General features: G+C 71.2%; 23 protein-coding genes. 15 read left to right on the forward strand and 8 right to left on the reverse strand.

Annotated elements, in window-relative coordinates; all coding sequences use genetic code 11:
* Positions 1-43 precede the first annotated feature (43 nt).
* Entirely contained in the window at positions 44-949 is a 906-nt protein-coding gene (locus tag M1E25_RS06845; RefSeq protein WP_251411245.1) for an aminoglycoside phosphotransferase family protein, read from the reverse strand.
* A gap of 176 nt (positions 950-1,125) precedes the next feature.
* Between M1E25_RS06845 and argC the strand changes: the two genes are divergently transcribed.
* The 5 genes from argC (at position 1,126) to M1E25_RS06870 (ending at position 6,061) form a co-directional block, all read left to right on the forward strand.
* On the forward strand, positions 1,126-2,154 hold the full coding sequence (gene argC / locus M1E25_RS06850; RefSeq protein ID WP_251411380.1) for an N-acetyl-gamma-glutamyl-phosphate reductase: 1,029 nt from the start codon (positions 1,126-1,128) through the stop codon (positions 2,152-2,154).
* A gap of 103 nt (positions 2,155-2,257) precedes the next feature.
* A complete protein-coding gene (argJ, locus tag M1E25_RS06855; RefSeq protein ID WP_251411248.1) occupies positions 2,258-3,409 on the forward strand; it encodes a bifunctional glutamate N-acetyltransferase/amino-acid acetyltransferase ArgJ in 1,152 nt (383 codons plus the stop codon).
* Positions 3,406-4,317: an acetylglutamate kinase gene (argB, locus tag M1E25_RS06860; protein WP_251411251.1), complete on the forward strand. Its 912-nt coding sequence runs from the start codon at positions 3,406-3,408 to the stop codon at positions 4,315-4,317. Before argJ ends, argB begins: the two co-directional genes overlap by 4 nt.
* Positions 4,314-5,519: an acetylornithine transaminase gene (locus M1E25_RS06865; protein ID WP_251411254.1), complete on the forward strand. Its 1,206-nt coding sequence runs from the start codon at positions 4,314-4,316 to the stop codon at positions 5,517-5,519. Before argB ends, M1E25_RS06865 begins: the two co-directional genes overlap by 4 nt.
* A gap of 5 nt (positions 5,520-5,524) precedes the next feature.
* Positions 5,525-6,061 carry an arginine repressor gene (locus tag M1E25_RS06870; RefSeq protein ID WP_251411383.1) on the forward strand — a complete coding sequence of 179 codons (537 nt, stop codon included), beginning with the start codon at positions 5,525-5,527 and terminating at the stop codon, positions 6,059-6,061.
* A gap of 135 nt (positions 6,062-6,196) precedes the next feature.
* Here M1E25_RS06870 and M1E25_RS06875 read toward each other — a convergent pair whose 3' ends face one another.
* Positions 6,197-6,646, reverse strand: coding sequence for an SRPBCC family protein (locus M1E25_RS06875; protein WP_251411257.1), 450 nt, complete (start codon positions 6,644-6,646; stop codon positions 6,197-6,199).
* 278 nt (positions 6,647-6,924) lie between these two features.
* Between M1E25_RS06875 and M1E25_RS06880 the strand changes: the two genes are divergently transcribed.
* Positions 6,925-7,431 (forward strand): MarR family winged helix-turn-helix transcriptional regulator, encoded by a 507-nt coding sequence (locus M1E25_RS06880; protein WP_251411260.1) that lies wholly within the window; start codon positions 6,925-6,927, stop codon positions 7,429-7,431.
* A 188-nt stretch (positions 7,432-7,619) separates the two neighbouring features.
* Here the strand turns inward: M1E25_RS06880 and M1E25_RS06885 are convergent, their stop codons facing one another.
* Positions 7,620-8,861 (reverse strand): PP2C family protein-serine/threonine phosphatase, encoded by a 1,242-nt coding sequence (locus tag M1E25_RS06885; protein ID WP_251411263.1) that lies wholly within the window; start codon positions 8,859-8,861, stop codon positions 7,620-7,622.
* A gap of 200 nt (positions 8,862-9,061) precedes the next feature.
* Between M1E25_RS06885 and M1E25_RS06890 the strand changes: the two genes are divergently transcribed.
* On the forward strand, positions 9,062-10,450 hold the full coding sequence (locus M1E25_RS06890; RefSeq protein ID WP_251411266.1) for a protein kinase domain-containing protein: 1,389 nt from the start codon (positions 9,062-9,064) through the stop codon (positions 10,448-10,450).
* A gap of 43 nt (positions 10,451-10,493) precedes the next feature.
* Here the strand turns inward: M1E25_RS06890 and M1E25_RS06895 are convergent, their stop codons facing one another.
* On the reverse strand, positions 10,494-10,652 hold the full coding sequence (locus M1E25_RS06895) for a hypothetical protein (RefSeq protein ID WP_251411269.1): 159 nt from the start codon (positions 10,650-10,652) through the stop codon (positions 10,494-10,496).
* Between the two features lie 201 nt (positions 10,653-10,853).
* Here M1E25_RS06895 and M1E25_RS06900 point away from each other — a divergent pair, with 201 nt between their 5' ends.
* The gene (locus M1E25_RS06900; RefSeq protein WP_251411271.1) at positions 10,854-11,741 is read left to right on the forward strand and encodes a SigB/SigF/SigG family RNA polymerase sigma factor; all 888 of its coding nucleotides are present in this window, start codon (positions 10,854-10,856) and stop codon (positions 11,739-11,741) included.
* A 251-nt stretch (positions 11,742-11,992) separates the two neighbouring features.
* Here the strand turns inward: M1E25_RS06900 and M1E25_RS06905 are convergent, their stop codons facing one another.
* Entirely contained in the window at positions 11,993-12,166 is a 174-nt protein-coding gene (locus tag M1E25_RS06905) for a CsbD family protein (RefSeq protein ID WP_251411275.1), read from the reverse strand.
* A 313-nt stretch (positions 12,167-12,479) separates the two neighbouring features.
* On the opposite strand from M1E25_RS06905, the gene M1E25_RS06910 reads away from it, so the two are divergent.
* The 4 genes from M1E25_RS06910 (at position 12,480) to M1E25_RS06925 (ending at position 17,102) form a co-directional block, all read left to right on the forward strand.
* Positions 12,480-13,676: an argininosuccinate synthase gene (locus tag M1E25_RS06910; protein WP_251411278.1), complete on the forward strand. Its 1,197-nt coding sequence runs from the start codon at positions 12,480-12,482 to the stop codon at positions 13,674-13,676.
* A gap of 110 nt (positions 13,677-13,786) precedes the next feature.
* Positions 13,787-15,238, forward strand: coding sequence for an argininosuccinate lyase (gene argH / locus M1E25_RS06915; RefSeq protein ID WP_251411281.1), 1,452 nt, complete (start codon positions 13,787-13,789; stop codon positions 15,236-15,238).
* A gap of 71 nt (positions 15,239-15,309) precedes the next feature.
* Complete coding sequence (locus tag M1E25_RS06920; RefSeq protein ID WP_251411284.1) at positions 15,310-16,284, forward strand: aldo/keto reductase; 975 nt, start codon at positions 15,310-15,312, stop codon at positions 16,282-16,284.
* Positions 16,285-16,637: 353 nt separating this feature from the next.
* Positions 16,638-17,102 carry a phosphatase domain-containing protein gene (locus M1E25_RS06925; RefSeq protein ID WP_251411287.1) on the forward strand — a complete coding sequence of 155 codons (465 nt, stop codon included), beginning with the start codon at positions 16,638-16,640 and terminating at the stop codon, positions 17,100-17,102.
* A gap of 1 nt (position 17,103) precedes the next feature.
* On the opposite strand, the gene M1E25_RS06930 is transcribed toward M1E25_RS06925, so the two are convergent.
* A complete protein-coding gene (locus M1E25_RS06930; protein ID WP_251411290.1) occupies positions 17,104-17,772 on the reverse strand; it encodes a lysophospholipid acyltransferase family protein in 669 nt (222 codons plus the stop codon).
* A gap of 241 nt (positions 17,773-18,013) precedes the next feature.
* Here M1E25_RS06930 and M1E25_RS06935 point away from each other — a divergent pair, with 241 nt between their 5' ends.
* The 3 genes from M1E25_RS06935 to M1E25_RS06945 all read left to right on the forward strand — a co-directional run bounded on the left by M1E25_RS06935 (position 18,014) and on the right by M1E25_RS06945 (position 20,501).
* The gene (locus M1E25_RS06935; protein WP_251411293.1) at positions 18,014-19,186 is read left to right on the forward strand and encodes a glycerophosphodiester phosphodiesterase; all 1,173 of its coding nucleotides are present in this window, start codon (positions 18,014-18,016) and stop codon (positions 19,184-19,186) included.
* Positions 19,187-19,360: 174 nt separating this feature from the next.
* Positions 19,361-19,897, forward strand: a complete 537-nt coding sequence (locus M1E25_RS06940) for a sigma-70 family RNA polymerase sigma factor (RefSeq protein ID WP_251411296.1) — start codon at positions 19,361-19,363, stop codon at positions 19,895-19,897.
* Between the two features lie 100 nt (positions 19,898-19,997).
* Positions 19,998-20,501: a GNAT family N-acetyltransferase gene (locus M1E25_RS06945; protein WP_251411386.1), complete on the forward strand. Its 504-nt coding sequence runs from the start codon at positions 19,998-20,000 to the stop codon at positions 20,499-20,501.
* Positions 20,502-20,565: 64 nt separating this feature from the next.
* Here M1E25_RS06945 and M1E25_RS06950 read toward each other — a convergent pair whose 3' ends face one another.
* Both M1E25_RS06950 and M1E25_RS06955 read right to left on the reverse strand, forming a co-directional pair.
* Complete coding sequence (locus M1E25_RS06950; protein ID WP_251411299.1) at positions 20,566-21,018, reverse strand: hypothetical protein; 453 nt, start codon at positions 21,016-21,018, stop codon at positions 20,566-20,568.
* Positions 21,011-21,379, reverse strand: coding sequence for a hypothetical protein (locus M1E25_RS06955; protein WP_251411302.1), 369 nt, complete (start codon positions 21,377-21,379; stop codon positions 21,011-21,013). Before M1E25_RS06955 ends, M1E25_RS06950 begins: the two co-directional genes overlap by 8 nt.
* Between the last annotated feature and the right edge of the window lie 4 nt (positions 21,380-21,383).

Consider the following 21,383-nt stretch of genomic DNA (forward strand, 5'->3'; position numbering starts at 1 on the left):
GGAGTGGGCGGCCGGACGGGCCCGCCGCCGACTTCGCGTCCGGCTACCTTGCGGGGGAGCTGCCGGCGAGTAGCTGCGCGAGGGCGTACGAGGCCTGGCGGACCATGCCGGGGTTGGTGTCCCAGTAGTACGGCAGCGCGACCACGGACTGGAGGAGGGCCCAGCCGCGTCCGCGCAGCCAGGCCGCGTCTCCGACGGCGAGCGCCGCCCGGAACCGCTCCCGGCTTGGCCCGGAGAAGAGATTCCACGCCGGGAGCAGATCGGTCGCGGGGTCGCCGACCTGGAGGCAGCCGAAGTCGATGACGGCGCAGAGGCGGCCCTCGCCGACGAGCAGATTTCCGGGGAGCAGGTCGCCGTGCACCCAGACGTCGTGCCCGCCCCAGGGCGGAGCGTCGAGCGACTCCTCCCACAGGCGCAGAGCGGCGGGGCCGTCGATGCGGTCGCCGAGTTCGGTGATGGCGCGGCGGATCGCCGCGTCGCCCTCCGAGAGGGGGCCGCCCCGGGCGCCGCGGGGGCGTGCCGGTGCACCGTCCGTTCCGATCCGGTGCAGGCCGGTCACGAAGGCCGCGAGGTCGTCGGCCGCCCGGTCCGGGTCGTCGAGGTTCCCGTCGGGATTCTCGCCGGGCAGCCACTCGTACACGGACCAGCCGAGCGGATAGCCCTCGGCCGGGCGCCCCCGGGCCAGCTGCACCGGGATCGCGAGCGGCAGGTGCGGCGCCAGCCGCGGCAGCCACTGCGCCTCTTTCGCGGCCTGGTGGGCGGCCCCTGCGGTGCGCGGCAGCCGGGCCATGAGCCGGTCGCCGATCCGGTAGATGGCGTGGTCGGTGCCGTGGGACGCGACGCGGCGGATCGGCAGGTCCGCCCACTGCGGATGCTGGTCTGCGAGCAGCCGGCGCATGAGGGGGACGTCGGTCTCGATCTCGTCGGCATGCATCTTCGTCACGGTCATCACCGCATGGTCGCGGGTGGCCCCTGCTGCGACAACGTATTTCTTGCCGCCCCCTGTGGACGCCCGCCGTGGCGCGGTGCCGCCCGGCGCCGGCAGGATCGAGCATTGCATAAAAGTTCCCATCTCCGTATAGTCATGCTGTCGATGGAGGCGGGATGCACAGCGGAGAGGACGCCATGACGGTGCGGGCAGCGGTGGCGGGAGCGAGCGGATACGCGGGCGGTGAACTCCTGCGACTCCTGCTGGGGCACCCCGGGATCGAGATCGGCGCCCTGACCGGCCACTCCAACGCCGGGCAGAAGCTCGGTTCCCTGCAGCCGCACCTGCTGCCCCTGGCGGACCGGATCCTGGAGCCGACGACGAGCGAGGTCCTCGCCGGCCACGACGTGGTCTTCCTCGCCCTCCCGCACGGCCAGTCCGCAGCCCTCGCCGACGCCCTCGACCCCGCAACGCTGGTGATCGACCTCGGCGCAGACTTCCGCCTGGAGAACACCGCCGACTGGGAGAAATTCTACGGCTCCCCGCACGCCGGCACCTGGCCCTACGGTCTTCCCGAGCTGCCCGGAGCCCGCGACGCTCTGCGCGGCGCGCACCGGATCGCCGTCCCCGGCTGCTACCCCACGGCCGTCTCGCTCGCGCTCTTCCCCGCCTACGCGGCCTCGCTCGCCGAGCCGGAGGCGGTCGTCGTGGCCTCCTCGGGCACCTCGGGTGCGGGCAAGGCTCTCAAGCCGCACCTGCTCGGCAGCGAGGTCATGGGATCCATGGCCCCCTACGGTGTCGGCGGCGTCCACCGGCACACACCCGAGATGAGCCAGAACCTCTCGGCTGCGGCCGGCGAGCCGGTCACCGTCTCCTTCACGCCCACCCTCGCCCCCATGCCCCGCGGCATCCTCGCCACCTGCACGGCCCGGGCGAGGCCCGGCACCACACCGCACGCGCTGCGCGAGGCGTACACCAAGACGTTCGCGGCCGAGCCCTTCGTGCACCTGCTGCCCGAGGAGAGGTGGCCCTCCACCGGTGCCGTGTACGGATCCAACGCCGCGCACCTCCAGATCGCGCTGGACGAGGCCGCCGGGCGCATCGTCGTCATCTGCGCCATCGACAACCTGGCCAAGGGCACGGCCGGCGGCGCCGTGCAGAGCATGAACCTCGCTCTGGGGCTCCCCGAGGAGCTGGGGCTGACCGGCACCGGCGTCGCACCGTGACCCCACCGCACACCAGCGCCGCCGGACCCACCGGGCCGGCAACGGCAGCAGACCACCATCCGGGCCGCACCGGCCCCGGAGCGAACCATCGGAAGGGGACGCAGTGAGCGTCACGGCAGCCAAGGGATTCACGGCAGCGGGCATCGCCGCCGGGATCAAGGACAACGGCCACCCGGACCTGGCGCTGGTCGTCAACAACGGGCCGCGCCGGGCCGCCGCCGGCGTCTTCACCGCCAACCGGGTCAAGGCCGCCCCGGTCCTGTGGTCCGAGCAGGTCCTGAAGTCCGGCCGGGTCGAGGCCGTCGTCCTCAACTCCGGCGGCGCCAACGCCTGTACCGGCCCGCTCGGCTTCCAGGACACCCATGCCACCGCGGAGAAGGCGGCGGAGGAACTCGGCGTGAGCGCGGCCGAGATCGCCGTGGCGTCCACCGGCCTGATCGGCCTCCGGCTCCCGATGGACAAGCTCCTGCCCGGGGTGGGCGCCGCCGCAGCCGCGCTGTCGCCGCACGGGGGCGAGAAGGCGGCCATCGCGATCAAGACCACCGACAGCGTGCACAAGACCGCCGTGGCCGAGGGCGACGGCTGGACCGTGGGCGGCATGGCCAAGGGCGCAGGCATGCTGGCCCCGGGCCTGGCCACCATGCTCGTCGTCCTCACCACGGACGCCGACGTCGAGGCCCCGGGCCTGGACAAGGCGCTGCGCGAAGCGACCCGCAGCACGTTCGACCGGGTCGACTCCGACGGCTGCATGTCGACCAACGACACCGTGCTCCTGCTCGCCTCCGGCGCGAGCGGTGTCCTCCCCGGGCACGAGGAGTTCGCGGAGACCGTCGCCAAGGTCTGCGACGACCTCGCCCAGCAGCTCATCCGCGACGCCGAGGGTGCCTCGAAGGACATCCGCATCGAGGTCGTGAACGCGGCGAGCGAGGACGACGCCGTCGAGGTGGGCCGCTCCATCGCCCGCAACAACCTGCTCAAGTGCGCGATCCACGGCGAGGACCCCAACTGGGGCCGGGTGCTCTCGGCCATCGGAACCACGTCCGCAGCCTTCGAACCGGACGCACTCAACGTCGCGATCAACGATGTCTGGGTCTGCCGCAACGGGTCCGTCGGCGACGACCGCGACCTCGTCGACATGCGCTACCGCGAGGTCCGCATCACCGCCGACCTGGCCGCCGGCAACGCATCCGCCGTCGTCTGGACCAACGACCTCACCGCCGACTACGTCCACGAGAACAGCGCCTACTCCTCATGACGAGCCCCACACGCAAGCACACCGCCCTGCCCAAGGCACACACGCTCATCGAGGCGCTGCCCTGGCTGACCCGCCACCACGGGAAGACCGTCGTCATCAAGTTCGGCGGCAACGCCATGGTCGACGAGGAACTCAAGGCCGCCTTCGCCCAGGACGTCGTCTTCCTCCGGCACGCCGGGCTCAAGCCGGTCGTGGTGCACGGCGGCGGGCCGCAGATCAGCGCCCACCTCGACAAGCTGGGCCTGGTCTCGGAGTTCAAGGCCGGCCTTCGCGTCACCACCGACGAGGCGATGGATGCCGTCCGCATGGTCCTCGCCGGCCAGGTGCAGCGGGACCTCGTCGGCCTGCTCAACCACCACGGACCGTTCGCCGTCGGCATCACCGGCGAGGACGCCCACACGATGACTGCCACGAAGCGTTTCGCCGATGTCGACGGCGAGAGCGTCGACATCGGCCGGGTCGGTGAGGTGACCGAGGTGGACGCCGGCGCGATCCGGGCACTCCTGGACGACGGCCGTATCCCCGTCGTCTCCTCCATCGCCCGCAGCGCGGACGACGGCCACGTCTACAACATCAACGCCGACACGGCCGCCGCAGCGCTCGCCGCGGCGCTGGCCGCCGAGACCCTCATGGTGCTCACCGACGTCGAGGGGCTCTACGAGGACTGGCCGAACAGTGACGAGGTCATCAGCCGGCTGACCGCGAGCGAGCTCGAGAAGCTGCTGCCCGACCTGGCCAGCGGCATGGTGCCCAAGATGGAGGGATGCCTGCACGCGGTCCGCAACGGGGTGCACACCGCCCGCGTGATCGACGGGCGGGTCCCGCACTCGATCCTGCTGGAGATCTTCACCGACGAGGGCGTCGGCACCATGGTCGTGCCCGACGCCCGGGCAGAGGAGGCATCATGACCGGGGCATCCGCGAACGAGGAGCTCGCGCGGCGTTGGCAGGGCGCCCTGATGAACAACTACGGCACTCCGTCCCTGCCGCTGGTCAGGGGCGAGGGCGCCCGCGTCTGGGACGCCGAGGGCAAGGCATACCTCGACTTCGTCAGCGGCATCGCCGTCAACGCCCTCGGCCACGCACACCCGGCCGTCGTCCGTGCGGTGTCCGAGCAGATCGCCACCCTCGGCCACGTCTCCAACCTGTTCACCGCCGAGCCACCGGTCCGGCTCGCCGAGCAGCTGCTCGAGCTGGCCGGGCGTTCGGGCCGGGTCTTCTTCGCCAACTCCGGTGCGGAGGCGGTCGAAGCCGCGTTCAAGATCGGCCGCCTCACCGGGCGCACCCGCATGGTGGCGACCGAGGGCGGGTTCCACGGCCGGACCATGGGCGCCCTCGCGCTCACCGGCCAGCCCGCCAAGCAGCAGCCCTTCATGCCGCTCCCGGGCGACGTCGTCCACGTCCCCTACGGCGACACCGAGGCACTGCGCGAAGCGGTCACGGCGAACACCGCACTGCTGATCATCGAGCCGGTCCAGGGCGAGAGCGGCGTCGTGGTCCCGCCGCCCGGCTATCTCGAAGCCGCCCGTGAGATCACCCGGAGCACCGGGACGCTGCTCGTCCTCGACGAAGTGCAGACGGGTGTCGGCCGCACCGGGCACTGGTTCGCCCACCAGGCGCACGGAGTCGAACCCGACGTCGTCACCCTTGCCAAGGGTCTCGGTGGCGGGCTGCCCATCGGCGCCACCCTTGCCTTCGGGCCCGCTGCGGACCTGTTCCGGCCCGGCCAGCACGGCACCACCTTCGGCGGCAATCCCGTCAGTTGCGCCGCCGCGCTCGCCGTCCTGGACACCATCCGGGACGACGGGATCCTCGACCGGGTCAAGCGCACCGGGGAACTGCTCCGCTCCGGCATCGAGTCCCTCGGCCACCCGCTCGTCCACCGTGCCCGCGGAGCAGGGCTGTTGATCGGTATGGTGCTCAGCGATCCCGCCGCCCCACAGGTGCAGCGGGCGGCTCAGGCAGCCGGCTTCCTGGTGAACGCCGTCGCTCCCGACGTGGTGCGGCTGGCCCCGCCGCTGATCATCGGCGACGGCGAGGCGAACGCGTTCCTCCAGGTCCTTCCGGCCGTCCTCGACGCCGCACACGAGGACCGAGGATCCGGAGAATGACGACGATGACCGAGGCGCAGGAATCCGAACCCGGGGGCAAGTCGGTACCGCAGACCCGTACCGCGCGCCACCGCCGAATCGTGGACATCCTGAACCGGCAACCCGTACGCTCGCAGAGTCAGTTGGCGAAGCTGCTGGCCGACGACGGCCTTTCGGTCACCCAGGCCACGCTCTCCCGCGATCTGGACGAGCTGGGCGCGGTCAAGATCCGGAACACGGGTGGCGAACTGATCTACGCGGTGCCCTCGGAGGGCGGCGACCGCACCCCCAGGGTGCCGATGGGGGAGTCGGCCAGCGAGGCCCGGATGGCCCGGCTCGCCGGTGAACTCCTCATCTCCGCGGAGGCCTCGGCGAATCTCGTAGTCCTTCGCACCCCGCCCGGGGCCGCCCAGTTCTTCGCCTCCGCCATCGACCAGGCGGGACTGCACGAAATCATCGGCACCATCGCGGGTGACGACACGCTGCTGCTGATCAGCCGGGATCCGAGCGGCGGCCAGGCCCTCGCGGACCACCTCCTCCGGCTGGCGCAGAAGGCCCGCTGATAGCAACGCCGACGACCGGTCCGGCCGTGCGGGGCCGCCCCTGTCACGACCACGGACGGCGGACGGGCCGGGAGGGGCAACTCTGTGCCGCCGTCCCGGCCCGTCGGCCGTGTATCGGGTGTGTCGCCCGGGCCCTCAGACCCTGCCGCGCCATGCACCGGTCTCGTGACCCCGTTCCTCGACGACCTTCTTGAAGCGCTCGAGGTCGCCCGTCGCCCTCCGGTTCAGGAAACCGAGCTTGTCGCCGACGGACTCGGCGATGCCCTGGGGGTCGTGGTCCAGCTGGAGCATGACCTTGCACGTCGTGTCGCTGAGCCGGTGGAACGTCACCACGCCCGCCTGCTTGGGGCCGTCGATGCTGGTCCAGGCCATCCGCTCGTCCGGGATCTGCTCGGTGACCTCGGCGTCGAACTCCCTCTTGACCCCGGCGACACTGGTGACCCAGTGCGAGCGGGTGTCCGTGATCTGGTCGACGCGCTCGACCCCCTCCATGAACTCCGGGAATTCCTGGAGCTGAGTCCACTGGTTGTAGGCCGTTGTCACCGGGACCGCCACCTCGACGGACTGCTCGACCTTGGTCGTCATCCGAGGCACCTCGTTCCATCAATCGTCGTGGCCAGTAGCCTTTCTGTTGTGGCGGCTGCCCTGACCGGGCGACGGCATGCGAACGGATTGCGGACTCTCCATCCGCTCGGTGCACGGGCTGAGCCGGCAGCCGGCCGGGCGATAGGGTGTCCGGATCGAACGGTCCTGCCGGGGTACAGGTACGACCGGCGATCGATTCGATTGCACGAAAGGGACCGTTGGACAGCGCGTTCGCGGTTTTGTTGAGTCCGGCAAGTCTGATTCGGAGTGTCATGGCCATGGGCGTGAACGCAGCACCCCAGCACCGTCGGCCTCCTGATGCCGCCCAGGCGGCCGGCGAGGTCATCGAACTGCTCGAGGTGCTCTGGGAGCGCGGCCGCGATGCGGTCTCGTCGTCCCCTGTGTCCGCGTCGCAACTGCGGGTGCTGTACAGCCTCGACCGGGACGAGGGCATCAACCTGCGTACCCTCGGAGAGATCCTGGGTTCCGCGCCGTCCTCGGTCAGCCGTCTCTGCGACCGGCTCCAGGCCATCGGTTTCGTGGAGCGGGCCCAGAGCCCGTTCAGCCGCAGGGAACTCGAACTGAAGCTCACCGGCCGGGGCCGGGCCTATCTCGCCGAATTGCGCGCCCGGCGGGAGGCGGCGATGTGCACGGCCATCGCCGCCATGCCTCCCGCCCAGCGGGAAGCCCTGGTCGAGGGGCTGAAGGGGTTTCGCACGGCGGTCGAGGCGACCACTCCCGTCCACCGGCCCGTGATGCGACCGGGCGCCGCCCAGTCCGCCTGAGGCAGCGGCGCCAGAGGGTCTGCCCGACAAATCCCGCCTGGCCGGAAGCGCCTGGCACGCGCATCCGCCGCGTTGTCGAAACGCCCGAGCAGCCCACTACGAGGACGTCTCTCCGCCTTTGCAGCTGCACGCACCAGACGCCCCCAGGGAGCCGCCTCACGGCGGACGGCGCCCTTGTCAGGCAGACCCTAGTCTTTTCCGGTTCCCGGCGGCCGCAGTCGCACCGGAGACGGGGCACCGGAGTCCGCACCGTCCGCCGTGCCCTGCGGGCGCCCGTACCAGTCCAGGCAGACCACGATGGCGTCGTCCGCGACCGGAGTCTCGCCCCGGTACTCGCCGAGCTCGTGCAGCAGCGCCCGGGGTACCTGCGCGGCGGGCAGGAGGCTGTTGGCCAGCAGGGCCCGCGCGACCGCCCGGTCGCCGTACCTCTCCCCGCCCCCTCCCTCGACGTCGTACACCCCGTCGCTGCCCAGGAGCAGCCGGTCCCCAGGACGGACCTCGAACCGCTGCGTCACGTACGGAGTGTCCTCGAACATGCCGAGGGGCAGCTGCGCCTCGAAGGTCACCGGCTCCACGGTCCGGTCGCGCAGCCGCCACAGGCGCGGCGACCCGGCGTCGACGGCCTCGGCCTCCCCGGTCGACAGATCGAAGCGCAGCAGCAGGACCGACAGATGCACTGCGCCCTGGTGCTGCGCGTACACGGCCTGGTCGGCCAGGCGGGCCTGATCCGCCAGGTCGAGGCCGGCCCGGCGTGCGTTGCGGAGGGCGCTGACCGCCAGGTTGGTCAGCAAGGCGGCGTCGATCCCGTCCCCCATGCCGTCGGTGACGGTCAGGGTCAGGGCGTCGGCGGAGGCGGACCAGTCGAAGTTGTCACCGAAGACGGCGTAGGCGGGCTCCAGGTGGGCGCCGAGGGAGAACTCCGGCCGGTCGCAGGAGCGGCCCGGAAGCAGCTGCCACTGCATCTCTGCCGCGAGCGTGAGCCGGGTCGCCCGGCGGGCGATCACGTAACGGTCCGTGTCCCGTTCGGCGACGAGGATCTCGTGCCCCAGGGCCTCGCAGGCGGCCTCCAGCTCGGGGAGCACGGCGGGGGTGTACCGGGCCTCCGGCAGGACCGCCGTCAGGACGCCCATCCGGTCGCCGCGCACGGTCACCGGGAGATGCACGGTGACGGTCTCGCGCAGCGGGTCGGCCTCGACCCACGGTTCCTGGGCGCCGAACGCCCGTCCCTCGGGGGTCCCCTGGATCGGGATCGCCTCCAGGTGCTGTCCGGCCGGTCCCGTGTTCTGCAGTGTGCGCATGCCGTAGTCGGCCATGCGCAGCCGGACGTCCCCGGCGTCGTAGTGCTCGGCGAGCACCGCGGCGATGTCCTCGGGCAGGCGGTGGGGCGCGGCATTGCGCAGGACCTTCCCCACGTCGGAAATTCTGTCCACGTTTTCCTGGATCCGTTCGGGGCCGCGGGCCTCCGGGGCCCGGGCAGGCGGAACTGTGCGAAACGGGTACCCCCGCCTGCGGCGGAGAAACAGCGTCCGGTTCTGACGGCCCGTAAGGGTGGCGACGCGAGAACCGGGTACGCGCCGTGCGACGACATATGCACTCGGGCAACTGTTCCGCACTTCTCGTGGGAGAGACATTGACGGCACCACAGGACATCCGGCTGCCCGGGTGGTCCCCGACGGGCCTGCTGGCAGGGCGCTACGAACTCGGCGAACTGCTCGGGTCGGGCGGCGCGGCCGAGGTCTTCCGCGGAACGGACCGGCGTCTGGGCCGGCCGGTCGCAGTCAAGGTCTTCCGGCCGGGCGTGGGGCGGGGCATGGAGGACCGCTTCGAGGACGAGGCGCTCCTGCTGGCCCGTCTGGAGCACGCCGGGCTGGTGACCGTCTACGACATCGGACGGCACGAAGGGCGTTCGTTCCTCGTGATGCAGCTTGTCGAGGGCCGGACCCTGCGCCAGTACGCGGCCGGTACGGCCATGGACCCGCATCGCGTCGCCGAGATCGGAGCAGCACTCGCAGGAACGCTCGCCCATGTGCACGCGGCGGACGTCATGCACTGCGACGTCAAGCCGTCGAACATCCTGCTGGACGGCGCCGGCCGCCCGTATCTCACGGACTTCGGTATCTCCCGGCCGGTGGACGCCACGGCGTCGACCAACGGCGGCGCGCTCGTCGGAACCGCCGCCTATCTCGCTCCGGAGCAGGTCAAGGGGGAACGGGTCGAGCAACCCGCCGACATCTACGCCCTCGGTCTGGTTCTGCTGGAGTGTCTCAAGGGGGAGCTCGAGTACGCGGGGACGCCGCTCGAGTCCGCCGTGGCGCGGCTGCACCGACTGCCGGTCATACCCGGCGGTCTGCCCCCCGAACTCGACCGGCTGCTACGGGAGATGACCGACCCGGATCCGTGGGCGCGGCCCTGCGCCCCGGACTGCGCGCAGCGCCTGGAGGACTTGCTGGACACCATCCGGCCGGGTCTGTGCCCGCCGGTGGGCGAGCAGCAGGCGGACGGGGGGAGCCGGGCCGGGCTGGTCGCCCCGGTTGCCCTCTCCGCCGCCGTCGTCGGCTCGGGCGACACCCGGCACGACGGGCTGCCCGGTCCGACGGCCGCCGGACGGCGACGCAGGGGTGGAGTGCTCGCCGCCACGGGTGCCGCAGTGGCCATGACCGTCCTGGGCGTCACGCTGTCGGCGGCCGATCCGGCGGGCGGATCGGGGGCCGCGGTCCGGCAGCCCGCGCCGAGCCGCAGCGGCGAAACCTCCGTACCGGCTTCCCCGGAGCGCGATCCGGAGCTACCGGAGGCAGCCGGTACGCGGACCACGCCCGGCCGGGGTGCGGCGGACCGGGGCCCCCGCCCTGCGGCGGAGGACGTCAGGACCGGGAAGAAGCCGCGGCACGTCCGGGAGGCCGGGCCGGGGAAGGCACCCGGGCCGCGCAAGGAGCACCGGCCCGGTAAGGAGCACGGGCCCGGTAAGGCGGACCGGCCCGGCAAGGCCGCCAAGGGCAGTGGGGGCCGCGGACCCGCGTAGTCCGGCGTTGTTCGCGGGTCCGCGGCGAGGGAGCGGACAACTTCTAACGGCCGTTGCGGGACCAGGAACGCAGCGTGCGCAGCCCCTGGGCGAGGATGGCTCCGCTGGACACACCCTGGGGCCCTCTGCCCATCCGGGAGGGGTTCGCGGGCTCGCGATTACGGCCGAGTATCTTGGCGATGCGATGGAGTGCCGTCGTCATGGGACCGTCCTGTCGGCCTGGGGATGCGGCCGGGTGCCGCGATCGCTGTGCTGGTGGGCCTGCCCCGTGCCGCACGAGGCATTCATCCCTGCCCGGAGGGCTGATCCGGAAATCGGGTGCGGTTCCCCAGGTGTGGAGGGCTTGATCACGGGCAGAGGAACTATTGCCGAACGGCAACTTTTTTGTTCGTGGGAGGGTTTCATGAATCTGATGGAAACGGCGGCGTCCGACGCCGCCGCACGGGATGCGAGCGCCCCGTCGCGCGATGCACCCGTCGGAAGCGAGGCCCTGCCGGAGGTGACCGACGCAAGAAAGGTCACTCCGGGCGACGCACGTGACATGTCGAAAGTCTTCTTCGACCGGCTGCAGACGCTGGAAGAAGGGACGCACGAATACCAGTACGTGCGGAACACGCTGATCGAACTGAACCTTTCGCTGGTGCGATTCGCCGCCTCGCGGTACCGGAGTCGCACCGAACTGCGTGAGGACATCATCCAGGTCGGCACCATCGGTCTGATCAAGGCCATCGACCGGTTTGACATCAGCCGCGAGGTGGAGTTCAACACCTTCGCTCTGCCGTACATCACGGGAGAGATCAAGCGGTTCTTCCGGGACACCAGCTGGGCCGTGCACGTGCCGCGGCGGCTGCAGGAGCTGCGTCTCGAACTGGCCAAGGCGAACGAGAAGCTGGAGGCCCTGTTCGACCGCGCTCCGACCGCCGAGGAGCTCGCCGAGTACCTCGGCATCACGGTGGAGGAGGTCAACGAAGGGCGTCTGGCGTCCAACGGCTATGTCGCGGAATCCCTCGACCTGCCCGCCGGCTACGACGACAACGGGGGAGACGCCCCGGGTCTCGGCGACCGGATGGGGAGCAGCGATCCGGCGATGGAGATCGTGGAGAACCTCCACGCACTCAAGCCGCTGCTCGCCGGGCTCGATCAGCGGGACCGCCGGATCCTGGAACTGCGCTTCGGGCAGGAACTCACCCAGGCGCAGATCGGGGCCGAACTCGGCATCTCGCAGATGCACGTCTCGCGGCTCCTCACCCGGTGCCTCGGCGAACTGCGTGAGGCCATGACCGGAAGCTGAGGTGGAACTCCCGGAATGCTGCCGGGAGTTCCGCTCGGGTACGGCATGTGCCGATCGGGCGTCCGTTCCGCCGTCCGGCGGGGCGGGCGCTCCGATGCGTTCTCGCCCCGGGTTCGATTCCGGCGATCCCTTCTTCCACGGATCGCGAACGTGAAGTCGCCCCCATCTGAGTTCCGGACCGGAAATCGGGTGGGGCGGACGGATTCATCCGTCCGCCCCACCCGATTCACCGGAGGAGAGCGCCCACCTGCTCAGCGTTTGAAGGCCTCCTTCGCCTTCTGCACGACCTGGCTCATGTCGCCCTGGAGCTTTTCGGCGCGGCCGGCGGCTTCCATGCGCTTGCTGCCGGTCGTGCGCCCGACCGTCGTCTTGACCTTGCCCATGATCTGCTTGCTCATCGCTTCGGCCTTCTTGCGTCCACTCACGACATGCTCCCTTACCGTCAGCGTTTCTTCGGCCGCTGATTCGGTTGCCCGATGATCCCGTGTGCAAACGCGGAATTGGGCTCGTTCCGTTCCGGCGGGTTTTCCGGGAGCCCGTGCGAACGGAGGCCGGGGAGGGGGCGGTGCGGGCGCGCACGGGGTGAGCCCGGCCCCAGACGCCTCCCGCCCGCCACGTTGACGAAACATACGGAGTAGTGCATAGTTATGCCGGTCAGTGTTTCGGACGCTGCGCCAAGCCTCGCCGGGGGGACCCCCGGAACCCCCACAGCTCTCGCTGCACCGTTAGGAGAAACCCGTGACCGAGCGCGTCGCACTCGCCTACTCGGGCGGCCTGGACACGTCCGTCTGCATCGGCTGGATCGCCGAGGAGACGGGTGCCGAGGTCATCGCTGTCGCCGTGGACGTCGGCCAGGGTGGCGAGGACCTGGACGTCATCCGTGAGCGAGCCCTGGCCTGCGGCGCGGTCGAGGCCGAGGTCGCGGACGCCAAGGACGAGTTCGCCGACGAATACTGCCTCCCGGCGATCAAGGCCAACGCCCTGTACATGGACCGCTACCCGCTGGTCTCGGCCCTTTCGCGGCCGACCATCGTCAAGCACCTCGTGGCGGCGGCGCACAAGCACAACGCCGGCATCGTCGCCCACGGCTGCACCGGCAAGGGCAATGACCAGGTGCGGTTCGAGGCGGGCATTTCCTCCCTGGCCCCCGACCTGAAGTGCATCGCCCCGGTCCGCGACTACGCGATGACCCGGGACAAGGCCATCGCCTTCTGCGAGGACAAGAACCTCCCGATCGCGACCACCAAGAAGTCGCCCTACTCCATCGACCAGAACGTGTTCGGGCGTGCCGTCGAGACGGGCTTCCTCGAGGACATCTGGAACGGCCCGATCGAGGACGTCTACGAGTACACCCGGAACCCGGCCACGCCGCGCGAGGCCGACGAGGTCGTCATCTCCTTCGAGGCCGGCGTCCCGGTCGCGATCGACGGCAAGAAGGTCACCGTCCTCGAGGCGATCCAGGAGCTGAACCTGCGCGCCGGAGCCCACGGCGTCGGCCGGATCGACATGGTCGAGGACCGGCTGGTGGGCATCAAGTCCCGCGAGGTCTACGAGGCGCCCGGCGCCATCGCGCTCATCACCGCCCACCAGGAGCTCGAGGCCGTCACCGTCGAGCGCGAGCTGGCCCGCTACAAGCGGCAGGTGGAGCAGCGCTGGGGCGAGCTGGTCTACGACGGCCTGTGGTTCTCCCCGCTGAAGCGGGCGCTGGAAGGCTTCATCAACGAGGCCAACGAGCACGTCACCGGCGACATCCGGATGACCCTGCAGGGCGGCCGGGCCGTCGTGACCGGCCGGAAGTCCGCCTCGTCGCTGTACGACTTCAACCTGGCGACCTACGACACGGGCGACACCTTCGACCAGTCGCTCTCCAAGGGCTTCATCGAGATCTTCGGAATGTCCTCGAAGATCGCCGCGAAGCGCGACCTCCAGGGCTGACCGCCCGCAGGCGCCACTGCCGGTAACGTCCGGGAAGTACACCGCCGCCTCCTCGCCGTCCCGGCGGGGAGGCGGCCGCACTGTCACTCACAGGCACGAGGAGCTTTCAGGTGAGCAACGCCGCACAGCCGAGCGACGACACGACCGGCGACGTCCGGCTCTGGGGCGGGCGGTTCGCCGGCGGCCCGGCCGAAGCGCTCGCCCGGCTCTCGGCGTCCGTCCACTTCGACTGGCGGCTGGCCCCGTACGACATCGCCGGCTCCCGCGCACATGCCCGCGTACTGCACGGGGCCGGCCTGCTCACCGCCGACGAGCTGACCCGCATGATCGTCGGCCTCGACCGGCTCGAGGCCGACGTCGCCGACGGCTCGTTCACCGGAACCATCGCCGACGAGGACGTGCACACCGCTCTCGAGCGCGGTCTCCTGGAACGGCTCGGCGCCGACCTCGGGGGCAAGCTGCGTGCGGGTCGTTCCCGCAACGACCAGGTGGCCACCCTCTTCCGGATGTACCTGCGCGACCACGCCCGCATCATCGGCGGCCTCGTCGCGGACCTCCAGGAGGCACTGGTGCGCCTCGCCGAGGAGCACCGGGACGTCGCCATGCCGGGCCGCACCCACCTCCAGCACGCCCAGCCCGTCCTCTTCGCCCACCACATCCTCGCCCACGTGCAGGCACTGGGCCGGGACGGCGAGCGGCTGCGCCAGTGGGACGAGCGCACCGCCGTCTCCCCGTACGGATCCGGAGCGCTCGCCGGCTCCTCCCTCGGTCTGGACCCGGAGGCCGTCGCCGCCGAGCTGGGCTTCGAACGGGGCTCCTCGGCCAACTCCATCGACGGCACGGCCTCCCGCGACTTCGTCGCCGAATTCGCCTTCATCACGGCGATGATCGGCGTCGACCTGTCCAAGCTCGCCGAGGAGATCATCATCTGGAACACGAAGGAGTTCTCCTTCGTGACCCTCGACGACGCCTTCTCCACCGGCTCGTCGATCATGCCGCAGAAGAAGAACCCCGACATCGCGGAACTTGCGCGGGGCAAGTCGGGCCGGCTCATCGGCAACCTCACCGGGCTGATGGCCACCCTCAAGGCGCTGCCGCTCGCGTACAACCGCGACCTCCAGGAGGACAAGGAGCCCGTCTTCGACTCCTGCGACACCCTCGAGGTGCTGCTGCCCGCCTTCACCGGCATGGTCGCCACGCTCACCGTGAACCGGGAGCGCATGGAGGAGCTGGCCCCGGCCGGGTTCTCCCTCGCCACCGACATCGCCGAATGGCTCGTCCGCCAGGGCGTCCCGTTCCGCGTGGCCCACGAGGTGGCGGGGGAGTGCGTAAAGGTCTGCGAGGCGCAGGGCATCGAACTCGACGAGCTGACGGACGAGCAGTTCGCCGGGATCTCCCCGCACCTGACCCGGGAGGTCCGCACGGTGCTGAACGTGCCCGGCGCGCTCGCCTCGCGCAGCGGCCGCGGTGGCACGGCCCCCTCGGCCGTGGCCGTGCAGCTCGCCGAGGTGAAGGGCGACGTGGCCGAGCAGCAGGCATGGGCGGCGGCGAAGAGGAGCTGAGAGACTGGTCCCCGGGCCCGCAGAACCGGCGGGCCCGGCACGATCAGCCGTAGCGGAGGCACACACACGCCATGGCCCTCGACCGCCTCGCAGAAGTCGCAGCCCCGGCCGCCCGGGTCGGATTCGGCCTGGCCGCGGTCGGCCGGCCCGGCTACATCACCCTCGGCCGCGACCGGGATCTTCCCGATGACCGCACGGTGGACGCGATGCGCGAGCGCGCATACGCCCTGCTGGACGCGGCGTACGCGGGCGGCGTGCGCTACCTGGACGCGGCGCGTTCGTACGGGCGCTCCGAGGAGTTCCTCGCCGACTGGCTCAGCAGCCGCCCGGACGCCGGGGACGTCGTGGTGGGCAGCAAGTGGGGTTACGCGTACAAGGCCGGCTGGCGCGTCGACACCGACGTCCACGAGGTGAAGGACCACAGCCTGGCGGCGTACGAGCGCCAGCGCGCCGAGACGGCCGAACTCCTGGGTTCGCGCCTGGATCTGTACCAGATCCACTCGGTGACCCCGGACAGCCCCGCGCTCACCGACCGTGCGCTGCACGAGCGCCTCGCGCGTCTGGCCGGCGAGGGCGTCACGGTCGGTCTGACGACCAGCGGGCCGGCGCAGGCCGACGCGATCCGTGCGGCGCTCGGGGTCGCGGTCGGTGGCGAGCCGCTGTTCCGGGCGGTCCAGGCGACGTACAACCTGCTGGAGACGTCGGCGGGGCCCGCGCTGGCGGAGGCGCACGGGGCGGGACTGACCGTGATCGTGAAGGAGGCCGTGGCGAACGGCCGACTCGCGTCGGCGGGGCAGGAGCCCGCCGAACTGGCCGCTTGCGCAGCAGAGTCGGGCACCGGCTGCGACGCGGTCGCTCTCGCGGCCGTCCTCGCGCAACCCTGGGCCGGGGTGGTCCTCTCCGGAGCTGCCACCACCGGCCAACTCGCCTCCAACCTGGCCGCCGCCTCACTCGTCCTCGACGAGGAGCACCTCGCGCGGCTGGCGGCACTGGCCGAGAAACCGGCCGTGTACTGGCGGCACCGTTCCGCCCTGCCCTGGCAGTGAGCCCCCGCGGCTGAACGTGCGGCAGCAGCGGGCTGCTTCACCGGACTTCTGCCGCGGATGCCCGGCCCAGGCCGGGGAGGAACCGGACCCCTGCGGAGCAGGGCGGCGAAAGCCGCATCGCCTTCAGGGCGCTTCCGGCGTTCGTCTCGACGCGGCGCGCCAAGTCGCCGGCCGGGACGATCTCGGAGTTGGGGGAACTGCGGGCGGACCCGGTCCGGGTGACCGGCCATGCACGGCGACGACGGGACGATCCGGCAACGGAGCCCGCACCGGCAAGGGGCCCGGTCCGTCGCCTGCGCCGCCCACCGTAGGCTGCCGGGTCATGGACCGAGGGGGCCGCTGTGGAATCGCCTGTGAGACGCGAGGCCGTCATCTTCGACGTGGACGGCACCCTGTGCGACGTCCGCGGGATCCGTCACCTCATCGACGGTCCCGGCAGCTTCCACGCCTTCCACACCGCATCGGTCGACTGCCCTCCCCGTCCCGACGTGGTGGAGGCGGCACACGCCGCGCGCGCGTCCGGACGGGCCGTACTGATCGTCACGGCCCGTTCGGTCCGGTACCGGCCCCACACTGCGATGTGGCTGGCGCTGCACGCGGTCCCGTCGGACGTCCTGTGGATGCGCGCGAGGAACGACGGCAGGCCGGACCGGGCGGTCAAGCAGGACATCCTCCGGCGGATCCGCACCCGTTTCGAACCGGTGCACGCCTACGACGACAACCCGGACATCCTGGATCTCTGGCGCGCCGAGCAGATCCCCGTCACCGTCGTACCCGGCTGGGACGGGCCGCCCGCGGGGACCTCGTACCGGACGTGACTCAGGCGGCCTTGGCCTTCGTGGCGTACATGTCGACGTACTCCTGGCCGGAGAGCCGCATGACCTCGCTCATCACCTCGTCGGTCACGGCGCGCAGCACGTACCGGTCGCGGTCCATGCCCTCGTAGCGGGCGAAGTCCAGCGGGGCGCCGAAGCGGATCGTCACCGGAGAGATCCGGGGGACACCCTTGCCGCCCGGCTGCACCTTGTCGGTGCCGATCATCGCGAACGGCACCACCGGCGCCCCCGTCATCAGCGCGAGCCGGGACACCCCGGTGCGGCCCCGGTAGAGGCGCCCGTCGGGCGAGCGGGTGCCCTCCGGGTAGATGCCGAAGACCCGGCCCTCATCGAGGATCCGACGGCCGGTCATGAGCGCTGCGACGCCGCCGCGCCCGCCGTCCCGGTCCACGGGGATCATGCCGACGGTCGTGAAGAACCAGGCCATGAGCCGGCCCTTGACTCCGGTGCCCGTGACGTACTCGTCCTTGCCGATGAAGGCCACCGGCCGCTCCACCACGAGCGACAGGAACATCGAGTCCACGAACGTCACGTGGTTTCCGGCCAGGATCACCGGACCGCTGCCCGGAATGGCGTCCAGCCCCTCCACCTTCGGGCGGTACAGGACACGCATGAGGAATCCGAGAATCGCCTTCAGCAGGATGCGGGACACCGTGGCCCTCCGTCGTGATGGTCGTCCGAAGCGCACGTCAGGGGGTCGATTCACCGTGGGTGTGCGCAGATGAGGACGATACTCGCGGCTCTCCGTTCCTCGCACGTCGGGCACACCCAACCGATACGGAGAGTCGGTGAGCATTCGCACTGTGTTCGTCCGATGTCTCCCTCTGCGTACCCCCGCGGCCCTACGATCGGGCCGTCATCGGCACGATCCGTACGACCCGAGGGAGTGCTCCATGCAGGACGAGCAGCAACAGGAGCGGCAGCCGGGAAGACGCACGCTGCTGGGGGCCGCGGCCCTCGGCGCGGGAGCGGCTGTCGTTGCAGGGGCGGGTGCTGCGGGCGCTGCGAGCCCGGAGAACCGGCGAGCAGCGTCGGCGTCCTCCGGCGGTCACGAACTGCCGGTGCCGACGGTCATCGCGCACCGGGGCACCAGCGGTTACCGGCCCGAACACACGCTCGGTTCCTACCAGCTCGCCCTCGACATGGGCGCGGACGTCATCGAGCAGGACCTGGTGCCCACGAAGGACGGCCACCTCGTCTGCCGTCACGAGAACGACATCACGGCCACCACGGATGTCTCCGAACACCCGGAGTTCGCCGGTCGCCGGACGACCAAGAGCGTCGACGGCTCCTCGATCACCGGCTGGTTCACCGAGGACTTCACCCTCGCCGAGCTGAAGACGCTGCGGGCCAAGGAGCGCATTCCGGGCAACCGGCAGCACAACACGCTCTACAACGGCCGGTGGGAGGTGCCCACCTTCGTGGAGGTCCTCGAATGGGCCGAGCGCAAGGGCCGGGAACGTGGCCGCCCGGTGTGGCTGCACGTCGAGACCAAGCACCCCACCTATTTCCGCAAGCTGGGTCTCGGCCTGGAGGAACCGCTCGCCAAGCTGTTGCGCCGCTACGGCCGGCACAAGCACAACTCCGCCGTTTTCCTCCAGTCGTTCGAGCCCAGCAGCATCCAGCGGCTCGACCGGCTCGTCGACTCCCGGCTCGTCGTTCTGCTCTCCAAGGCGTCGTCGCGCCCCTGGGACTTCGTCGAGGCGGGCGACCCGCGGACCGTTGCGGATCTTGTCAAGCCCGAGGGGCTGGAGTGGATCGCCGGATTCGCCCAGGGCATCGGCCCCGACCTGGGGCTGGTCATCCCGCGGGACTCCACCGGCCACCTGGGGACGCCGACCACCCTGGTGCGTGACGCCCACGCGGCCGGGCTGATCCTGCACCCCTACACGATGCGCAACGAGAACACCTTCCTGCCCGCCGACTTCCGTCGCGGGAGCGACCCGAACGCCTACGGGGACGCGTTCGGCGCCTTCAAGAAGTACTTCGAGACGGGCATCGACGGTATTTTCTCCGACAACTGCGACACGGCACTGCTGGCACGGGACGACTTCCGCCGTTCCTGAGCCGGCGTCACCGGTGCCCGGACGTGCACACACCGCCGTCCGGGCACCGGCGGTTCCGCGCCGCCGACCGTGCGGGCGGCCTGTGCGAATGGCATGTGCGAGAAGCGCCACCCGGTCGGGTGAGCTGCGGCTTCCGGCGAAACCGGCCCCGGCCGCAGGCGCGTTCTCCCGTTCATGACCTTCAGCGACCTCTTCACCACTTTGCGTCCGCTGCTCGCCGTCGAGGCCTCGGCCGAGGCACACGGTCACGGCGTCGACGCGGAGGACCTCGAACAGGGCGTGTGGCTGCGGCTGTTGGAGCGGACCAGGTGGCTGGGCCCGCCGGCGGCCCCGGCCGCCTGGCTCCGGACAGCGGTGCGGACCGAGGCCCGGGCGGCCCGGCGCCGCAATCTCCGGGAGGTGCCCTACGGCCGGGTCCGGGAAGCGGGGCCGTACGAACCGCGCTGCGCGGCGCCCTCCCTGGAGGACCGGGTCGTCGCCGCGGATGCGCAGCGGACGCTGCGCTCCGCCGTCCGCCGGCTGCCCGGACGGTGCCCGCGGCTGCTGGCGGTCATGCTCTCCCCGGCCGACCTGACCTACCGTGAGGTCGCGGATGCCCTGGACATCTCGCAGGGCAGTCTGGGGCCGGTCCGCTCCCGCTGTCTGAGCTGCCTGCGCAGAATGCTCGCCGCGGAGATTGCGACTCCGCAACACCGGGGAAGGAAGCGGTAGCCAACCGCCACGGACGTCCGCGCCTGGATCCGGCGCGGACTCCGGCTCCCGCGTACACACCTCGCTGCGCCGGGGCGGACCGATGAGAGGCAGGCAGCGCATGGGCATGAGCGTGACCATCTCCCCGGCGACCGAGCACGACGCCGAGCAGATCCTCAAACTCCAGTACCTCAGCTATCAGAGCGAGGCCGAACTGTACGGCGACTACTCCCTCGAGCCGCTCACCCAGACCCTCGACCAGCTCCGCGCCGAACTCGCCGGCGGCCGGGTCCTCGTGGCCCGGCTCGGCACCGAGATCGTCGGATCGGTGCGCGGAACGGTCGACGCGGACGGGACGGCGCGGCTCGCCAAGCTGATCGTCCACCCCCGGATGCGCCGCCACGGGCTGGGTGGGCGGCTGCTCGCCGCGATCGAGAACCTGCTGAGGGCCGACCTGGAGGCCAAGCGGTACCGGCTGTTCACCGGCCACCGCAGCGAGGCGAACCTGCGGTTGTACCGGAGGTGCGGCTATGCGCCGGTGGCCACGGAACAGGTCTCGCAGCGGCTGAGCCTCATCCACCTGGAAAAGGGCGCGAACGCGGACTCCTACACGACCGGCGCCTGAGGGGCGGGCCGGATCGACGCCCGTCCGTTCGGTTCCGGGAACAGCCGGCCGGGCGCCCCGTCCGTCAGCTGCGGCGTGCCCGGCGCAGCCAGACGAGCCCGGTGACCGGAAGCACCAGCGGCAGGAAGAGATACCCCATGCCGTAGTCCGACCAGACCGTCTGGTCGGGAAAAGCGGACGGCTCGAGCAGCGTCCAGGTGCCCACGGCCAGCACACCGAGAAGTTCGGCGGCGCAGCAGACGGTCGCTGCCCTGCGCGCCGTCTCGCCGCCGCGTGCCAGTGAGACGGTGATGAAGGCGTAGACGAGTGCGGCCAGCGCCGACAGCGCGTAGGCGAGCGGGGCCTCGTCGAACTGCACGGCCAGCTGGTACGCGGACCGGGAGGCCGCGGCGACGGTGAAGACGCCGTACAGCGCGAGCAACAGGCGTCCGGGGCCCGCGCCGAGCCTCGCCCGGGCCCCGGCGGCACTGTCACCCGGGGCCTGAGCAGTGGGCCCGGTGTTTCCGGTGTCAGGCACCGGCGCCTCCCCAGATGTCGAACAGCCGCACCTCGAGAACGGCCAGGACCACGCTGCCCGCGGTGACCGTCGCCGAGCCCCATCGGGTGCGCTCGGACAGCGAGAGGAACCCCGCGGCGGGAACGGCCGCGGTGGCGCCGAACAGGTAGGCGACGAAGATCGCGGTGCTGTCGTGGGGTTCCTCGCCCCGGGCCAGCTGCACGATGCCGACGACCAGTTGGACGAGCACCAGCAGGGTCACGACGGCCATGCCGACGAAGTGCCAGTCCTTGGTGGGCTGATCCCGGTAGACGGCGAACCCGCACCAGGCGGCCAGCAGGAGCGCGGTCACGGAGACCGTGACCGTCAGGGCGTCGATCACCGGA

The sequence above is a fragment of the Streptomyces meridianus genome (assembly GCF_023703325.1).
Lineage (GTDB): Bacteria > Actinomycetota > Actinomycetes > Streptomycetales > Streptomycetaceae > Streptomyces > Streptomyces meridianus.